The sequence below is a fragment of the Collinsella sp. AM31-2AC genome (genome assembly GCF_003469285.1).
Lineage (GTDB): Bacteria > Actinomycetota > Coriobacteriia > Coriobacteriales > Coriobacteriaceae > Collinsella > Collinsella aerofaciens_AT.
This window is the reverse complement of sequence record NZ_QSJB01000017.1, coordinates 1-14357: the sequence shown is the minus strand read 5'-3', so window position 1 is coordinate 14357 and position 14357 is coordinate 1. Positions and strand designations below refer to the sequence as shown.

The following is a 14357-nucleotide window of genomic DNA, read 5'->3' as shown; positions in this document are numbered from 1 at the left end:
TTTGAACGTCAAGGTGCGGTGTCTCAGAAGGCTGTTTTGAGAAAGGTTGAGTCGCACATGACCGTTGATCCTTTGATTCAATCCCTGAAGGGCAAGCTCGTCGTGAGCGTTCAGGCGTATATGGGCGAGCCGCTTCGTACGCCCGAGACCATGGCTCAAATGTCTCGCGCTTGCGAGCTTGGCGGCGCCGCCGCCATTCGCTGTCAGGGCCTTGCCGACATTGCCGCTATTAAGGGTCGCTGTGAGGTTCCCGTCATCGGCCTGTGGAAGGATGGACACGAGGGCGTTTACATCACGCCGACGCTGCGTCACGCTCGCGCCTGCGTTGCTGCCGGTGCCGATATCGTGGCGATCGACGCCACCGATCGTCCGCGTCCCGATGGCAAGACCGTCGAGGATACCTTCCGCCCGCTGCACGAGGAGGGCGTGCTCCTGATGGCGGATTGTGCCACCATCGAGGACATTCGCCGTGCGGTTGATATGGGCTTTGACCTGGTATCCACCACGCTTTCTCACGGCGTCGCCGCCATCGACTGCACCATGGCCGATGGCCCCGACCTGCCACTCCTGCGTCAGGCGACCGAGGAATTCCCCGGTCTTCCCATCATCTGCGAGGGCCGCGTGCACACGCCCGAGGAGGCTCGCGCTGCGATCGATGCTGGCGCCTGGGCCGTTGTCGTCGGCACCGCCATCACGCACCCCACGAGTATTACGAGTTGGTTCAAGGCTGCGCTTGAGGCGTAAGACAGGCCTCGTATCCGCTCGGGGCGGTATACTCAATATAGGCAATTGACCGCGCGGGATCCGGGTTGCTGGGTCCCGCGCTTGTTTTTGGGAGGCAGCACATGCAAAAGGGAGATGCCATGGATGCGGCGGAGCGCTCGGAGCGCATCCCCGATATCGTCATCATCACCGGAATGTCCGGATCGGGCCGCACACAGGCCATGCACGTGTTCGAGGACATGGGCTATTTTTGCATTGATAACCTACCTCCGCGTCTCATCGCCCAGCTTGCCGAGCTCGTCGGCATCAATACGGGCGTGGGCAGGCATCTCGCCGTCACCTGCGATTTGCGTAGCCAGGGACTGTTTGACGAGTTGCTCGATGCGGTCGCCGCGCTCGAAGAGCGCGAGATGAGCTGCGACATCGTGTTCCTGGAGGCTTCTGACGAGGTGCTGATTCGTCGCTACAGCGAAAATCGCCGCCGTCATCCCATTGCCAAGCCGGGGGAGACTACGGCCGATGCCATTCAGCGCGAGCGCCTTCAGCTGCAGGGCGTGCGCGATCGAGCCGATATGATTATCGACACGAGCCGCCTGCGCACCTCTGCCCTGCGCAACAAATTGCGCATGGCGTTCTCCGAGTTGTCCGACCAGCAGCTCATGGACGTTCACGTGTTCTCGTTTGGCTTTAAGCACGGTATGCCCGTCGAGGCGGACATTATGATCGACGTTCGCTTCCTGCCCAATCCGTTTTACGATACCGAGATGCGTACCATGACCGGTCTCGATAAGAAAGTCTCCGACTTTGTTCTGGACCATCCCAAGACCCAGGAGTTCTGGAAGGCCTGGACGCAGCTGCTCGATACGGTGATGCCGGGCTATATCGCGGAGGGTAAGCCGCAGCTTTCTATCGCCATCGGCTGCACGGGCGGACAGCACCGTAGCGTCGCCATTGCCGAGGCCACGGCCCGTTACCTGGAAGGCGCCCAGTATCACGTGAGCATCTCCCACCGCGACCTGTCGCGCGCCAACACGAAGGCATAGGCCTGCATGTCGTTTACCGCTGAGGTGCGCGACGAGCTTGCGCGCTGCGAACCCGAATGTGAATACTGCGATTTGTCGACGCTTGCCGCCCTGACGCGTGTGAGCGGTACGCTTTCGTTGGCCGGCTCCGGGCGGTATCGTTTGACGGTCGCGACCGAGACGGGAGCCGTCGCGCGCACGATGATCACGCTGACGCATCGCATCCTTAAGCTCAAAACGGAATTCACCGTTCGTAAATCGGTCTTGCATAAGGTCCGTAACTATCTCATTACCCTGCCCGATCAACCCGACCTGGACAAGGCTCTGGTGCTGCTGGGCATTCTAGACCGCAGGGGAGGGCTCGTTGCTGGTGTTCCCCGACACATCGTTGCCCGTCCCTGCTGCAGGCTTGCCTACATCCGCGGCGCGCTCATCGCGGGCGGCTTCGTGGCCGATCCACGCGGCGATTTTCATTTGGAGATCGCGGTGCAGGGCGAGCAATATGCCAAGGGGCTTTGCGACCTGTTGGGGCAGATTGGGGTCCATGCTCGTGTTAATGCGCGGCGGGGGTCATATGCCGTGTACATTAAGAGCGCCGAGGAAATCGAGCATTTATTAAAGCTGATTGGTGCCAAGCGCAGCGTTGCCGAGATTGAGGAGGCGCGCGCGGTCAAGTTGGTTAAGAACGATGTGAACCGTCGCGTGAACGCCGAGCTCGCCAACCAGACCAGAAGCGCCGGTGCTGCCCAACATCAGCTTGCGCTTATCGATGAGCTCGAGCAGCGCGGCCTTCGCGATGCGCTTCCGGATGCCTTGGCGGTCTTTTGCGACCTGCGCGAGCGCTATCCCGATCTGTCGCTGCGTGATTTAGGGGAGATGGCTGACCCTCCCTTGTCGAAGTCGGCCCTCTACCATCGAGTTTTGAGGCTTGAAAAGCTCATTGAAGCAAACGGGTAGTTTAAAGTATCGACTTATATACGGATTTAGCTGCTATTTTATTCTTTAAAACGTTTTAACGTAAATTTGATTTTCAATTTCGAGCATTCTCGTGAAATTCAAGTCAAAAAAAAGGTATATTAGGCGAGTGGTTAGTTTGTGGGCCTCAACGGCGGGCGCTGTAGCTTGCGGGGGCCTTACGAAAGGAGACACAATGGCAGTAAAGGTTGCTATTAACGGCTTCGGTCGCATCGGTCGTCTGGCTTTCCGTCAGATGTTCGGTCATGAGGGCTCCGAGATCGTCGCTATCAACGACCTCACCTCTCCCGATATGCTCGCTTACCTGCTGAAGTACGACTCCACGCAGGGCAACTACGCTCGCGATCACGAGGTCGTTGCTGGCGAGGATTCCATCACCGTTGACGGCAAGGAGATCAAGATCTACAAGGAGGCCGACGCCAACAACCTGCCTTGGGGCGACCTCGACGTCGACGTCGTTCTCGAGTGCACCGGCTTCTACACCAGCAAGGCTAAGGCTCAGGCCCACATCAACGCTGGCGCCAAGAAGGTCGTCATCTCCGCTCCGGCCGGCAGCGATCTGCCCACCATCGTGTACAACGTCAACCACGAGACGCTGACCGCTGAGGACAACATCATCTCCGCTGCTTCCTGCACCACCAACTGCCTCGCCCCGATGGCCAAGGGTCTGAACGACTTCGCTCCCATCGTGTCCGGCATCATGACCACCATTCACGCCTGGACCGGCGACCAGATGCCGCTCGACGGCCCGCAGCGCAAGGGCAACAAGCGTCGTAGCCGCGCCTGCGCCGTCAACATCGTCCCCAACACCACCGGTGCTGCCAAGGCTATCGGCCTGGTTCTCCCCGAGCTCAACGGTAAGCTCATCGGTGCCGCCCAGCGCGTCCCGACGCCGACCGGCTCCATCACCAACCTCTACGCTGTTGTTGACAAGAAGGTCACCGTCGACGAGGTCAACGCCGCTATGAAGGCCTACGCTTCCACCATCTCCGAGACCTTCGGTTACAACGAGGACGACATCGTCTCCACCGACATCATCGGCGAGACCCACGGCTCCATCTTCGATGCCACTCAGACCATGTGCTCTGACCTCGGCAACGGCCAGACCCTCGTTCAGGTCACCTCTTGGTACGACAACGAGAACTCCTACACCTCTCAGATGGTCCGCACCATCAAGTACTTCGAGAAGTTCGTTGCTTAATTTAGCTTTTAGCGAATAGCTCGTTGAGCGTCTAAAGAAGGGCGCGGCCTCATAGGGCTTACACCCTAGGGTCGCGCCCTTTTTATAGGAAATCGTCTGCCGTAATGGGAGGCAGACACGTACGAAAGGTAGAAGCAAACATGGCCTTTACCAAGAAGACCGTCCGCGACATCGATGTCGACGGCAAGCGCGTTCTCGTCCGCGTTGACTTCAACGTGCCTATCAAGGATGGCGTCGTTGGCGATACCACCCGCATCAAGGCTGCCCTGCCCACCATCAACTATCTCGTTGAGCACAACGCTCGCGTCATCCTCATGAGCCACCTCGGCCGTCCCGATGGCACCGGCTTCCAGCCCGAGCTCTCCCTTGAGCCTGTCGCCAAGAAGCTCGCTGAGCTCTCTGGTCTCGATGTTGCCTTTGTCGCCGACACCTACGGCGAGAAGGCTGCTGAGGCTGTTGCCGCCGTCGAGCCGGGCAAGGTCCTCGTTCTCGAGAACGTCCGTTTCGACAAGCGTGAGAAAAAGAACGATCCCGAGATCGCCAAGAAGCTCGCTTCCTATGGTGACGTCTTCGTTCTCGATGCCTTCGGCACCGCTCACCGCGCCCAGGGTTCCGTCGTGGGCCCCGCCGCTTACCTGCCTGCCGTCGCCGGCTTCCTGCTCGAGAAGGAGGTCGACACGCTGACCGGCATCTTCGCCGAGCCCGAGCGTCCCTTCGTCGCTATCGTCGGCGGTTCCAAGGTTTCCTCCAAGATCGGCGTTCTCGATCACCTCATCGACTCCGCTGACACCCTGATCATCGGTGGCGGCATGGCCTACACCTTCTTCCTGGCTCAGGGCTTGACCGTCGGTCAGTCCCTCAAGGAAGAGGACTGGGTCGAGCGCGCTGGCGAGATGCTCAAGAAGGCCGAGGAGAAGGGCGTTAAGATCCTGCTCCCCATCGACAACCGCGTTGCCGATCACTTTGGCGAGGACGCTGTCCCCGAGGTTGTCGCTTCCGACGCTATCCCCGACGATCGTGAGGGCATGGACATCGGCCCCAAGACCGAGGAGCTCTACGCCGAGGCTGTCAAGGGCGCCAAGACCGTGTTCTGGAACGGCCCCATGGGCGTCTTCGAGTTCGATAACTTCGCTCACGGTACCCAGGCTATCGCCGAGGCTGTTGCCGAGGCCGACTGCACCTCGATCATCGGCGGTGGCGACTCTGTCGCAGCTGTCAACAAGTTCAACCTGGCCGACAAGATGAGCTGGATCTCCACCGGTGGTGGCGCTTCCATGGAGCTCGTCGAGGGTAAGGCCCTGCCCGGAGTGGAGGCGCTTCTCGATGCCTAATCGCACCCTTCTTATCGCTGGTAACTGGAAGATGAACAACGACGTCGCTGAGGCCGCCAAGCTCGCCGACGAGCTGGCTCAGGCTCTGCCCGAGGTTCCGGCTGGCGTCGAGGTGCTCGTCTGCCCTCCGACCATTGACATCACCACGGTTCATGACCGCATTCAGGCTGCCCCCATCGCCCTCGGTGCACAGAACGTGTACTGGGAGGCCAAGGGTGCCTTCACCGGTGAGTCCTCTTGCGACATGCTCAAGTCCGCTGGCTGCACCTACTGCATCATCGGCCACTCCGAGCGTCGCGACTACTTCCACGAGACCGACGAGGACCAGAACAAGAAGGCCAAGGCCCTCGTTGCCGCCGGTCTTGTTCCCGTCTTCTGCTGCGGCGAGTCCCTCGAGGTCCGCGAGGCTGGTACCTATGTCGAGCACGTCGTGAACCAGGTCAAGGCTGGCCTTGCCGGTCTTGAGATCACCTGCCCCAAGCAGGTCGTCGTCGCCTACGAGCCCATCTGGGCCATCGGCACCGGCAAGACCGCTACCGCTGAGGACGCCCAGGAGGTCTGCGGCGCTATCCGTGAGACCCTCAAGGAGATGTTTGGCGAGGAGCTCGCTAACGGCATCCGCGTTCTCTATGGTGGCTCTGCCAAGCCCGGCAACATCGCCGAGCTCGTCGCCAAGCCTGACGTTGACGGCGCCCTCGTGGGCGGCGCTTCGCTCAAGGCTGCCGACTTCGCCTCTATGGTCGTCAAGGCAGGCGAGTAGGACATATGGCACAGCGTCATCTTCCTGCACTCCTGATCATCATGGATGGCTGCGGCCTTGCTCCGGCCGATGGCGAGAACGCCGTCGCCGCTGCCAAGACGCCCTTCCTTGATAGCCTGTACGAGAAGTATCCTCACACCACGCTCGGTGCTTCGGGCGAGGACGTGGGCCTTCCCGACGGTCAGATGGGCAACTCCGAGGTAGGCCACCTCAACATCGGTGCCGGCCGCATCGTGTTCCAGGAGCTTTCGCGCATCAACAACGCCATCAAGGACGGCTCCATCGCCAAGAACGAGGTCTTCGTCAAAGCTATGGACGACGTCAAGGCCGAAGGCAAGACCCTGCATCTCATGGGCCTTATGAGCCCTGGCGGTGTTCATTCTCACATGAACCACGTCGAGGCTCTGGTCAAGATGGCTGCCCAGCATGGCGTCAAGACCGTTCGCGTCCACGCCTTCATGGATGGCCGCGACGTCGACCCGCAGTCCGGTGCCGGCTACATGAGCGAGTTCTGCGCTTTCCTGGCTAAGATCTCCGAGGAGACCGGTTGCGACGCTCGCGTTGCCACCGTTTCGGGCCGCTATTGGGCCATGGACCGCGACAACCGTTGGGAGCGCATCCAGCGCGCCTACGACGTCATGGTCAACGCGTCCGATGCCGATACCGACCCCGTTGCCGGTATCAAGGCCTACTACGAGAAGGATCCGCGCGGCGACGAGTTCGTCGAGCCTTTCGCGGCCCACAACGAGGGCATCCACGAGGGCGACGCGGCCATCTTCTTCAACTTCCGTCCCGACCGCGCTCGTCAGATGACCCGCGTGTTCACGGACAAGGAGTTCGATGGCTTTGAGCGCGAGCAGATTAAGCTCTCGCACTTTGTGACGATGACCGAGTACGATCCGACGTTTGACGTCGAGGTCGCCTTCCCCAAGACGTTCCCCGAGAACGTCCTGGCCGACGTTATCGCCGCCAATGGCCTGAAGCAGCTGCACACCGCCGAGACCGAGAAGTACGCTCACGTGACGTTCTTCCTCAACGGCGGCATCGAGGAGCCCAAGGAGGGCGAGGAGCGCGTGCTCGTCGCTTCCCCCAAGGTCGCTACCTACGATCTGCAGCCCGAGATGAGCGCTCCCGAGGTTACCGAGAAGCTCGTCGCCGCAATCAACGAGGATCGCGCTGATTTCTACATCGTGAACTTCGCGAACTGCGACATGGTTGGTCACACCGGTGTATTCGACGCCGCCGTTAAGGCCGTCGAGGCTGTTGACGATGCTCTGTCCAAGGTTGTCCCGGCGATTCTCGCCAAGGGCGGCTTTGCGCTGATTACCGCCGACCATGGCAACGCCGATCACATGTTTGACGTTGCTTCCGACGGTTCCAAGCATCCGTTTACGGCTCACACCACCAACCGCGTGCCGTTCATCATCGTTGATGATAAGGCCAAGCTCACCGGTATCGAGGACGGCCGTCTTTCCGATATCGCTCCGACCATGCTCATCATGGCTGGTATTGAGCCTTCCGCCGAGATGACGGGTCGCGTGCTCGCCACCGAGGCCTAATAGAAAACAAATACCGTTTTCTAGTAAGGGGGTTGTCCACAACCGGACGACCCCCTTTTTTGGTATTTCTGCCATTTCTGCCCCGTCCCTAAATGGCAGGTGGGGGAGTGTTGGAGGTTGTGGTACAGTACTGGAGTTTGAATCGTTCTATTAAGGAGCTTATCTATGGGTCCGTTTCAGATTCTTCTGTTTGTCGTTTGGGCTGTTTCTGCCGTGGCGCTGACGATTCTCGTTCTGATGCATTCCGGTAAGGGCACCGGCGTTTCGGATATGATCGCTAGCTCGCTGTATAACTCCAGCTCTGCCACGGGCGTCATGGAGCAGAACCTCGATCGCCTGACGGTAATTATGGCCGTCGTTTTTGCCGTGTGTGTCGTTCTGTGCATGTTCTTCTTCCCGCAGGGCATCGTCGGCTACTAAGCATCGGCGTATATACGTTTGTAAAGGGTCCCGCATGTGCGGGGCCCTTTTTGTTTACAGACTTGTAACAGAGCCAAAATATCCCCACATACTTCGCCCAACTAAAGAAATTCTCGACCGTTAACCGGAATCAGCGCCAAATTGTGCATAAAATGCGCTACTGTATTGCAAAACGTTGGCCCGCATTGCATAACCAGCCATAACAGCGGACCGCGTTTGAATGGTTCGATTGGGCTGTCTCGACGTTGCCCGGCCGAATTCACTTTGTCCTATCTCATAAGGAGGATGGCATGGCTGATTCTATGTTCCACCAGCCCGTTATGGGTCGTCGCGCCTTTGTTGGCGGCACCCTCGCTGCGAGCTCCATGGCTTTTCTTGCCGCATGCGGCAAGAAGGGCGGCGACGCTTCCGGTTCTGAGTCCGGTTCGACGCTGAACTTCTACATCAACAACCCGGTCTGCATCGACCCCTACAACGTCCAGGAGGATCAGGGCACTCAGGTCGAGTACCAGCTCTTCGACGCTCTGACGGAGTACGACCCCGAGAAGGGCGAGATCGTTCCGCTGGCTTGCGAGTCCTTTGAGGCTAACGACGACGCCACCGAGTTCACCTTCAAGATCAAGAAGGCTAAGTTCCACAACGGTGACGACGTTACCTCCAAGTCCTTCAAGCTCGGTTGGGAGCGTCTAGTCAACACCAAGTCGGCCATCGCCACCGAATATGGTCCTTCCGAGGTCTCCTACCACCTTTCCATGGTTGAGGGCTATGACGATCTGCTTGCCGGCAACGCTACCGAGCTCAGCGGTGTTACTTGCCCCGACGATGAGACCCTCGTCGTCAAGCTGTCTTCCGCTTACGCCGACTTCCCCTTCGTCGCCTCTCACCCGGCTCTGTCCCCGGTTCCCGAGTGCGCCGAGTCCGATGTCAAGAGCTTCTACCTTGCCCCGGTCGGTAACGGCCCGTTCATGATGGACGGTAAGTGGGAGGATGGCCAGGAGATCAACCTCAAGAAGTTTGACGATTACTATGGCGACAAGGCCAAGATCGACGCCATCCACTTCCAGGTCATCAAGGACATGGAGACCGCTTACAAGGAGTTCCAGGCCGGTAACCTCGATGTCTGCGACGTTCCCGTTGCTCAGATCGACGCCGCCAAGAAGGACCGTGGCGAGTCCAAGGACGGCTACACCATGGGTGACGGCGAGCATATGCTGCTCGGCGCCGAGCCTTCCACGTACTATCTGACCTGCAACACCACGGCCGAGCCGTTCAATAACGCCGACCTGCGCAAGGGCATCTCCCTGGCCATCAACCGTGAGGCCATCTGCAAGACCATCTTCAAGGGTACCCGTACCCCCGCCGACGGTATTGTTCCTCCGGGAATCGCCGGCTACAAGGAGGGCGCATGGGAGTTCTGCGCCTATGACGTCGACAAAGCTAACGAGTACCTCGACAAGGTCGCTCCCGCCGGCGCTAACGGCGATCGTGGCATTAACGTGACCCTGTCCTACAACCAGGACGGTGGCCACAAGGAGATCATGGAGTCCATCATCGGCGACCTCGCCAAGGTGGGCGTCACCGCCGTCTCCGATACTCCCGAGTGGTCTGCCCTGCTCGAGCAGTATCAGAACTTCAACTATCAGTTCGGCCGTCTGGGCTGGATCGCCGATTACCCGATCATGGACAACTTCCTGTATCCGCTGTTCCACTCCGACTCCCTCGGTGGCGACAACCGCTCCGGTTACAGCAACCCCGAGTTCGACGCCAAGGTCGATGAGGCCCGCACCACGGTTGACGACGACGAGCGCATCGCCAAGATGCGGGAGGCCGACGCTATGGTCGCTGCCGACTGCCCGGTTATCCCGGTGATGTTCTACACGCACACCATCGCTGGCTCCGACCGTGTCAAGCACCTCTATGTCGATCCGCAGAAGCACGCCGATCTGAGTACCGCTGAGCTCGCTTAAGAGTTTGCAGCTTCCGTGAGGGTCAAGTATTTACGTAGACCTCATGGGAAACATACAGTTCCCCCTAACCTGGGGTAAACTGGCTGATGGTAATTTTGGGATGCCGGTCTGGCGATCGGCATCCCATTTAGGTTAATCCCTAGATAGGGGAGTGGTATGGGTAAGTACATCGTTAAACGTGTGCTTCAGTTCATCCCGGTATTTTTGGGCGTTACGCTGATTCTGTTCGCCCTCCAGAATATCGTGCCGGGAGATCCGATCAAGCTGATCGGTGGAGACAAGGCTCTGTCCCCCGAGGTGGAGCTTCAGCTTCGCGTTCGCTATCACCTGGTCCAGACGGACGAGGACGGCAACGCGATCCTTGACGAGAACGGCGATCCCGTTCAAACGTCGCTCGTGGACCGTTATCTGTATTACATGAACGGTCTGCTTCATGGCGATCTGGGCAATTCGTACCAGCGCAAGCTGCCGGTAACGGATATCTTTGCCCAGAAGTATCCGTATACGGTCAAACTTGCCGCGTGCGCTATCGTGCTCGAGACAATCATGGGTATCGGTGCGGGTATCATTTCGGCGGTCAAGCGTTATTCCTTCTGGGATATTTTGGTAACGCTCACCACGTCGATTCTCGTTGCCGTCCCGGCCTTCTGGCTCGGTATGTTGCTGCAGCTGTTCTTTGGCGTCATTCTCAAGGACGCCACGGGCGGTGCATTCTCCATGCCGATCTCGGGTGCCGGCGGTTCCAGCTCTCAGTATCAGGATTGGATGCACTATGTGCTTCCGACCATTACGCTGGCTTCGGTTTCGACCGCCTATGCTGCCCGCATCATGCGCTCGCAGCTGCTCGACGTCATGAATCAGGATTATATCCGCACGGCAAAGGCCAAGGGTCTCTCCAATCGCGCGATCATCGTCAAGCATGCGCTTAAGAATGCACTCATCCCCGTTGTTACCTATATTGGTGTCGACTTCGGCGGCATGCTTTCGGGCGCCATCCTGACCGAGACGGTCTTTAACTGGCCCGGCATCGGCTTCGAGGTCTACCGCGCCATTAGCATGCGCGACTGGCCCATCGTTATGGGCGGCGTTACGCTCATTGTTGTCGTCGTTATGGTGATCAACCTGCTCGTCGATATTAGCTATGCATTCCTCGACCCGCGCATCCGCCTTGGCGGTCCGTCGGATAAGGCCTAAGGGAGGTACGTCTCATGCAGGAAACTGATTCTCAGTCTCAGGAGCAGGCTACCGCCACCAAGGCCGCATCTGCTCCCGCCAAGTCCCGCACGCTGTGGGGCGACGCTTTTAAGCGTCTTCGTAAGAACAAGCTCGCCGTTATCGGTGTCTGCTGGATCATCATCGTTGTTGTGGTCGCCCTGACCGCCGATCTGTGGGCTAAGCCCTGGCTCGGCTCTCCTACGGCTTCTGACTCGACCACCATGGCCGAGACTTCGCTGCTGGCTCCGTGTGCCGAGCACCCGTTTGGCACCGACTCTCTTGGTCGTGACATTCTCGTCCGTGTTATCTACGGTGCACGCGTTTCGCTTTCCGTCGGTATTATGGCCACCGCCATCTCTACGGTGATCGGTCTGGTCATGGGCGCCCTGGCCGGTTTCTATGGCGGCATCTGGGATACGATCATCATGCGCTGTGCGGACATCTTCCTGGCGTTCCCGTACGTGCTGTTCGTTGTTGCCATGATTGCCGTTATCGGTCGTGGTCTTCAGAATGTCTTTATCGCCATCGGCATTCTCGGCTGGCCCTCGATTGCCCGTGTCTTCCGATCTGCGATCCTAACGGTCAAAGAGAACGATTATGTTGACGCCGCTCGCGCTATGGGTGCATCCGATGCGCGTATCGTTATGCGCCATATCTTCCCGAACTCCGTTGCTTCTATCGTGGTCTATGCGACCATGAACATTGGTGGCGCTATTCTGACCGAGTCCGCTCTGTCCTTCCTCGGCATGGGCGTTATCCCGCCCACGCCTTCGTGGGGCTCCATGATTCAGGATGGCCAGCAGTATCTTCTGACTGCTCCCTGGATGATGATCATGCCCGGTCTGGCAATTCTCTCGACGGTGCTCGCCTTCACCCTACTTGGTGACGGTCTGCGCGACGCCCTCGACGTCAAGATGAAGGACGCATAAGGATGAAGAAGAACAAGAACTATGTGGACCTGAAGGACCAGCCGGTTCCCGAGGGCCAGCATCTGCTCGAGGTCGATGACCTTAAGATGTATTTCCACACCGAGGATGGCGTGGTTCGCGCCGTCGATGGTGTGTCCTACACGCTCGATCGCGGTGAGACCCTGGGTGTCGTCGGTGAGTCCGGCTCTGGTAAATCCGTGACCGCCATGACCATCATGGGCCTTATCTCGATGCCTCCGGGAAAGATTGAGGGCGGCGACGTTCGCTATCGCGGTCGTTCTATCCTCGAGATGACCGAGGAAGAGATGCAGCACATTCGCGGTAACGATATCGCGATGATCTTCCAGGATCCTATGACCTCCCTGAACCCGGTCTATAAGATCGGTAAGCAGGTGGGCGAGGGCCTTCGTCTGCACCGTGGCTACTCCAAGCAGGAGGCGCTCAAGCGCGCCACCGAGCTTTTGGACCTTGTTGGTATCCCCGAGCCCGAGAAGCGCGTCAACGAGTATCCGCACCAGTTCTCCGGCGGTATGCGTCAGCGCGTCATGATCGCCATGGCCCTTGCCTGTGATCCCGATATTCTGATTGCCGACGAGCCCACAACTGCCCTGGACGTTACCATTCAGGCTCAGATTATTGAGCTTATGCAGGAAATGCAGGAGAAGAACGGCAACGCCATCATCATGATTACCCATGACCTGGGCGTTGTCGCCGATATGGCCGACAAAATCATGGTTATGTACGCCGGCCGTCCTGTCGAGTTCGGTACTGCTGAGGAAATCTTCTACGAGAGCCGCCACCCCTACACCTGGGGCCTTATCCGCTCCATCCCGGAGCAGGCCATCGAAGAGAAGAAGCCTCTTACGCCGATTCACGGCAACCCGCCTTCGCTCATGAACTTGCCTGAGGGCTGCGTCTTCTCTCCTCGTTGCCCCTATGCGACGGACAAGTGCCGCAAGCAGCGCCCCGAGCGCGTTGTTACCGAGTCTGGCCATTACTCTGCGTGCCACTACTCCGGTGACCCCGAGTTCCTCAAGAACGCTCCTGAGACGTCCCGTACGCGCAAGGATTCCAAGAAGGGAGGCGAGGCGTAAATGGCAGACAATAATGAGCGTACTCCGCTGCTGAAGGTTGAGCACCTCTCTAAGGAGTTCCCTGCAGAGTCCGGCATGTTCGCCAAGCGTTTTTCCAAGCGTGTCGTCTCTGCTGTGAACGACATCTCGTTTGAGATTTATCCTGGCGAGACCTTTGGTCTGGTTGGCGAGTCTGGTTGCGGTAAGTCCACCACGGGCCGCACGATTATGCGCCTGACCCAGCCGACTGCCGGCAAGGTGTTCTTCCAGGGCAAAGATGTTGCCGAGATGAGCAAGCATGAGATCAAGGACATGCGTCGCGAGATGCAGTTCATCTTCCAGGACCCCTATGCTTCGCTCAATCCTCGTATGACCATCGGCGAGATCGTCTCCGAGCCCATGACTATTCACGGCGTGGGCACCAAGGAGGAGCGTATCGAGCGTGTTCGCGAGCTTCTCGACGTCGTTGGACTGAACCCCGAGCACATCAACCGCTATCCGCACGAGTTCTCGGGCGGTCAGCGTCAGCGTGTCGGCATCGCCCGCGCCTTCGCTTTGAAGCCCAAGCTGATCATCTGCGACGAGCCCGTTTCCGCTCTGGATGTTTCCATTCAGGCCCAGGTTCTGAACCTGCTCAAGGAACTTCAGGACAAGTTTGGTACGGCGTATCTGTTTATCGCCCACGACCTGTCCGTCGTGCAGCACATCTCCGATCGCGTTGCCGTTATGTATCTGGGCAAGATGGTCGAGGTTTCGGACTGGAAGACGCTCTATAGCGAGCCTCACCATCCGTACACGCAGTCGCTGCTATCTGCTGTGCCGGTGCCCGATCCGGATATCCAGAAGACCCGCAAGCGTATCATCCTCGCCGGCGATCCGCCGTCGCCGCTGGATCCGCCGACCGGCTGCCGTTTCCACACGCGTTGCCCGATCGCGCAGGGCATCTGCTCAGAGAAGCTTCCTGAGTTTAAGGAAGTTGCCCCGGGCCACTGCTGCGCCTGCCACTTCGCCGAGCCGTTCCCGATCAAGGAATCGCACATCGACCTGTAGTCGGTTGTTTTCGTCCGGGCCCGCCCTGGTGTTACTTTTCAGAACGTCCTCGGACATGCAAGTAACCCCCGCTGCGCACTTCGTGCGGCGGGGGTTACTTGCGTCCTGCGGAATGTTCTGAAAAGTAACACC

At 58.9% G+C, this 14357-nt stretch carries 13 protein-coding genes; all 13 read left to right on the top strand.

Going from position 1 to position 14357, the window contains the following annotated elements; all coding sequences use genetic code 11:
- Positions 1–57 precede the first annotated feature (57 nt).
- Entirely contained in the window at positions 58–744 is a 687-nt protein-coding gene (locus DW796_RS08465) for an N-acetylmannosamine-6-phosphate 2-epimerase (RefSeq protein ID WP_022094877.1), read from the top strand.
- A 101-nt stretch (positions 745–845) separates the two neighbouring features.
- Positions 846–1766, top strand: coding sequence for an RNase adapter RapZ (gene rapZ / locus DW796_RS08460; RefSeq protein WP_118094826.1), 921 nt, complete (start codon positions 846–848; stop codon positions 1764–1766).
- A gap of 6 nt (positions 1767–1772) precedes the next feature.
- Entirely contained in the window at positions 1773–2702 is a 930-nt protein-coding gene (gene whiA, locus DW796_RS08455; protein ID WP_117759549.1) for a DNA-binding protein WhiA, read from the top strand.
- A gap of 193 nt (positions 2703–2895) precedes the next feature.
- Entirely contained in the window at positions 2896–3921 is a 1026-nt protein-coding gene (gap, locus tag DW796_RS08450) for a type I glyceraldehyde-3-phosphate dehydrogenase (protein ID WP_099431436.1), read from the top strand.
- A gap of 140 nt (positions 3922–4061) precedes the next feature.
- Positions 4062–5252 carry a phosphoglycerate kinase gene (gene pgk / locus DW796_RS08445; protein ID WP_117564871.1) on the top strand — a complete coding sequence of 397 codons (1191 nt, stop codon included), beginning with the start codon at positions 4062–4064 and terminating at the stop codon, positions 5250–5252.
- On the top strand, positions 5245–6012 hold the full coding sequence (tpiA, locus tag DW796_RS08440; protein ID WP_022094882.1) for a triose-phosphate isomerase: 768 nt from the start codon (positions 5245–5247) through the stop codon (positions 6010–6012). Before pgk ends, tpiA begins: the two co-directional genes overlap by 8 nt.
- 5 nt (positions 6013–6017) lie before the next feature.
- A complete protein-coding gene (gpmI, locus tag DW796_RS08435; RefSeq protein WP_117564869.1) occupies positions 6018–7571 on the top strand; it encodes a 2,3-bisphosphoglycerate-independent phosphoglycerate mutase in 1554 nt (517 codons plus the stop codon).
- A 165-nt stretch (positions 7572–7736) separates the two neighbouring features.
- Positions 7737–7991, top strand: a complete 255-nt coding sequence (secG, locus tag DW796_RS08430) for a preprotein translocase subunit SecG (protein WP_006236144.1) — start codon at positions 7737–7739, stop codon at positions 7989–7991.
- A gap of 290 nt (positions 7992–8281) precedes the next feature.
- Positions 8282–9958 carry an ABC transporter substrate-binding protein gene (locus DW796_RS08425; protein ID WP_118094825.1) on the top strand — a complete coding sequence of 559 codons (1677 nt, stop codon included), beginning with the start codon at positions 8282–8284 and terminating at the stop codon, positions 9956–9958.
- Positions 9959–10114: 156 nt separating this feature from the next.
- Positions 10115–11152: an ABC transporter permease gene (locus DW796_RS08420; RefSeq protein WP_118094824.1), complete on the top strand. Its 1038-nt coding sequence runs from the start codon at positions 10115–10117 to the stop codon at positions 11150–11152.
- Positions 11153–11166: 14 nt separating this feature from the next.
- On the top strand, positions 11167–12102 hold the full coding sequence (locus DW796_RS08415) for an ABC transporter permease (RefSeq protein WP_117640785.1): 936 nt from the start codon (positions 11167–11169) through the stop codon (positions 12100–12102).
- 2 nt (positions 12103–12104) lie between these two features.
- Positions 12105–13196 (top strand): ABC transporter ATP-binding protein, encoded by a 1092-nt coding sequence (locus DW796_RS08410; protein WP_022094887.1) that lies wholly within the window; start codon positions 12105–12107, stop codon positions 13194–13196.
- A complete protein-coding gene (locus DW796_RS08405) occupies positions 13197–14225 on the top strand; it encodes an ABC transporter ATP-binding protein (RefSeq protein ID WP_118094823.1) in 1029 nt (342 codons plus the stop codon).
- The last annotated feature ends 132 nt before the right edge of the window (positions 14226–14357 follow it).

Coding starts and splice junctions, on each gene's coding strand:
- gpmI (WP_117564869.1), top strand. CDS start 6,018: ATGGCACAGCGTCATCTTCCTGCACTCCTGATCATCATGGATGGCTGC.
- DW796_RS08415 (WP_117640785.1), top strand. CDS start 11,167: ATGCAGGAAACTGATTCTCAGTCTCAGGAGCAGGCTACCGCCACCAAG.
- DW796_RS08425 (WP_118094825.1), top strand. CDS start 8,282: ATGGCTGATTCTATGTTCCACCAGCCCGTTATGGGTCGTCGCGCCTTT.
- rapZ (WP_118094826.1), top strand. CDS start 846: ATGCAAAAGGGAGATGCCATGGATGCGGCGGAGCGCTCGGAGCGCATC.
- gap (WP_099431436.1), top strand. CDS start 2,896: ATGGCAGTAAAGGTTGCTATTAACGGCTTCGGTCGCATCGGTCGTCTG.
- tpiA (WP_022094882.1), top strand. CDS start 5,245: ATGCCTAATCGCACCCTTCTTATCGCTGGTAACTGGAAGATGAACAAC.
- whiA (WP_117759549.1), top strand. CDS start 1,773: ATGTCGTTTACCGCTGAGGTGCGCGACGAGCTTGCGCGCTGCGAACCC.
- pgk (WP_117564871.1), top strand. CDS start 4,062: ATGGCCTTTACCAAGAAGACCGTCCGCGACATCGATGTCGACGGCAAG.
- DW796_RS08465 (WP_022094877.1), top strand. CDS start 58: ATGACCGTTGATCCTTTGATTCAATCCCTGAAGGGCAAGCTCGTCGTG.
- secG (WP_006236144.1), top strand. CDS start 7,737: ATGGGTCCGTTTCAGATTCTTCTGTTTGTCGTTTGGGCTGTTTCTGCC.
- DW796_RS08405 (WP_118094823.1), top strand. CDS start 13,197: ATGGCAGACAATAATGAGCGTACTCCGCTGCTGAAGGTTGAGCACCTC.
- DW796_RS08420 (WP_118094824.1), top strand. CDS start 10,115: ATGGGTAAGTACATCGTTAAACGTGTGCTTCAGTTCATCCCGGTATTT.
- DW796_RS08410 (WP_022094887.1), top strand. CDS start 12,105: ATGAAGAAGAACAAGAACTATGTGGACCTGAAGGACCAGCCGGTTCCC.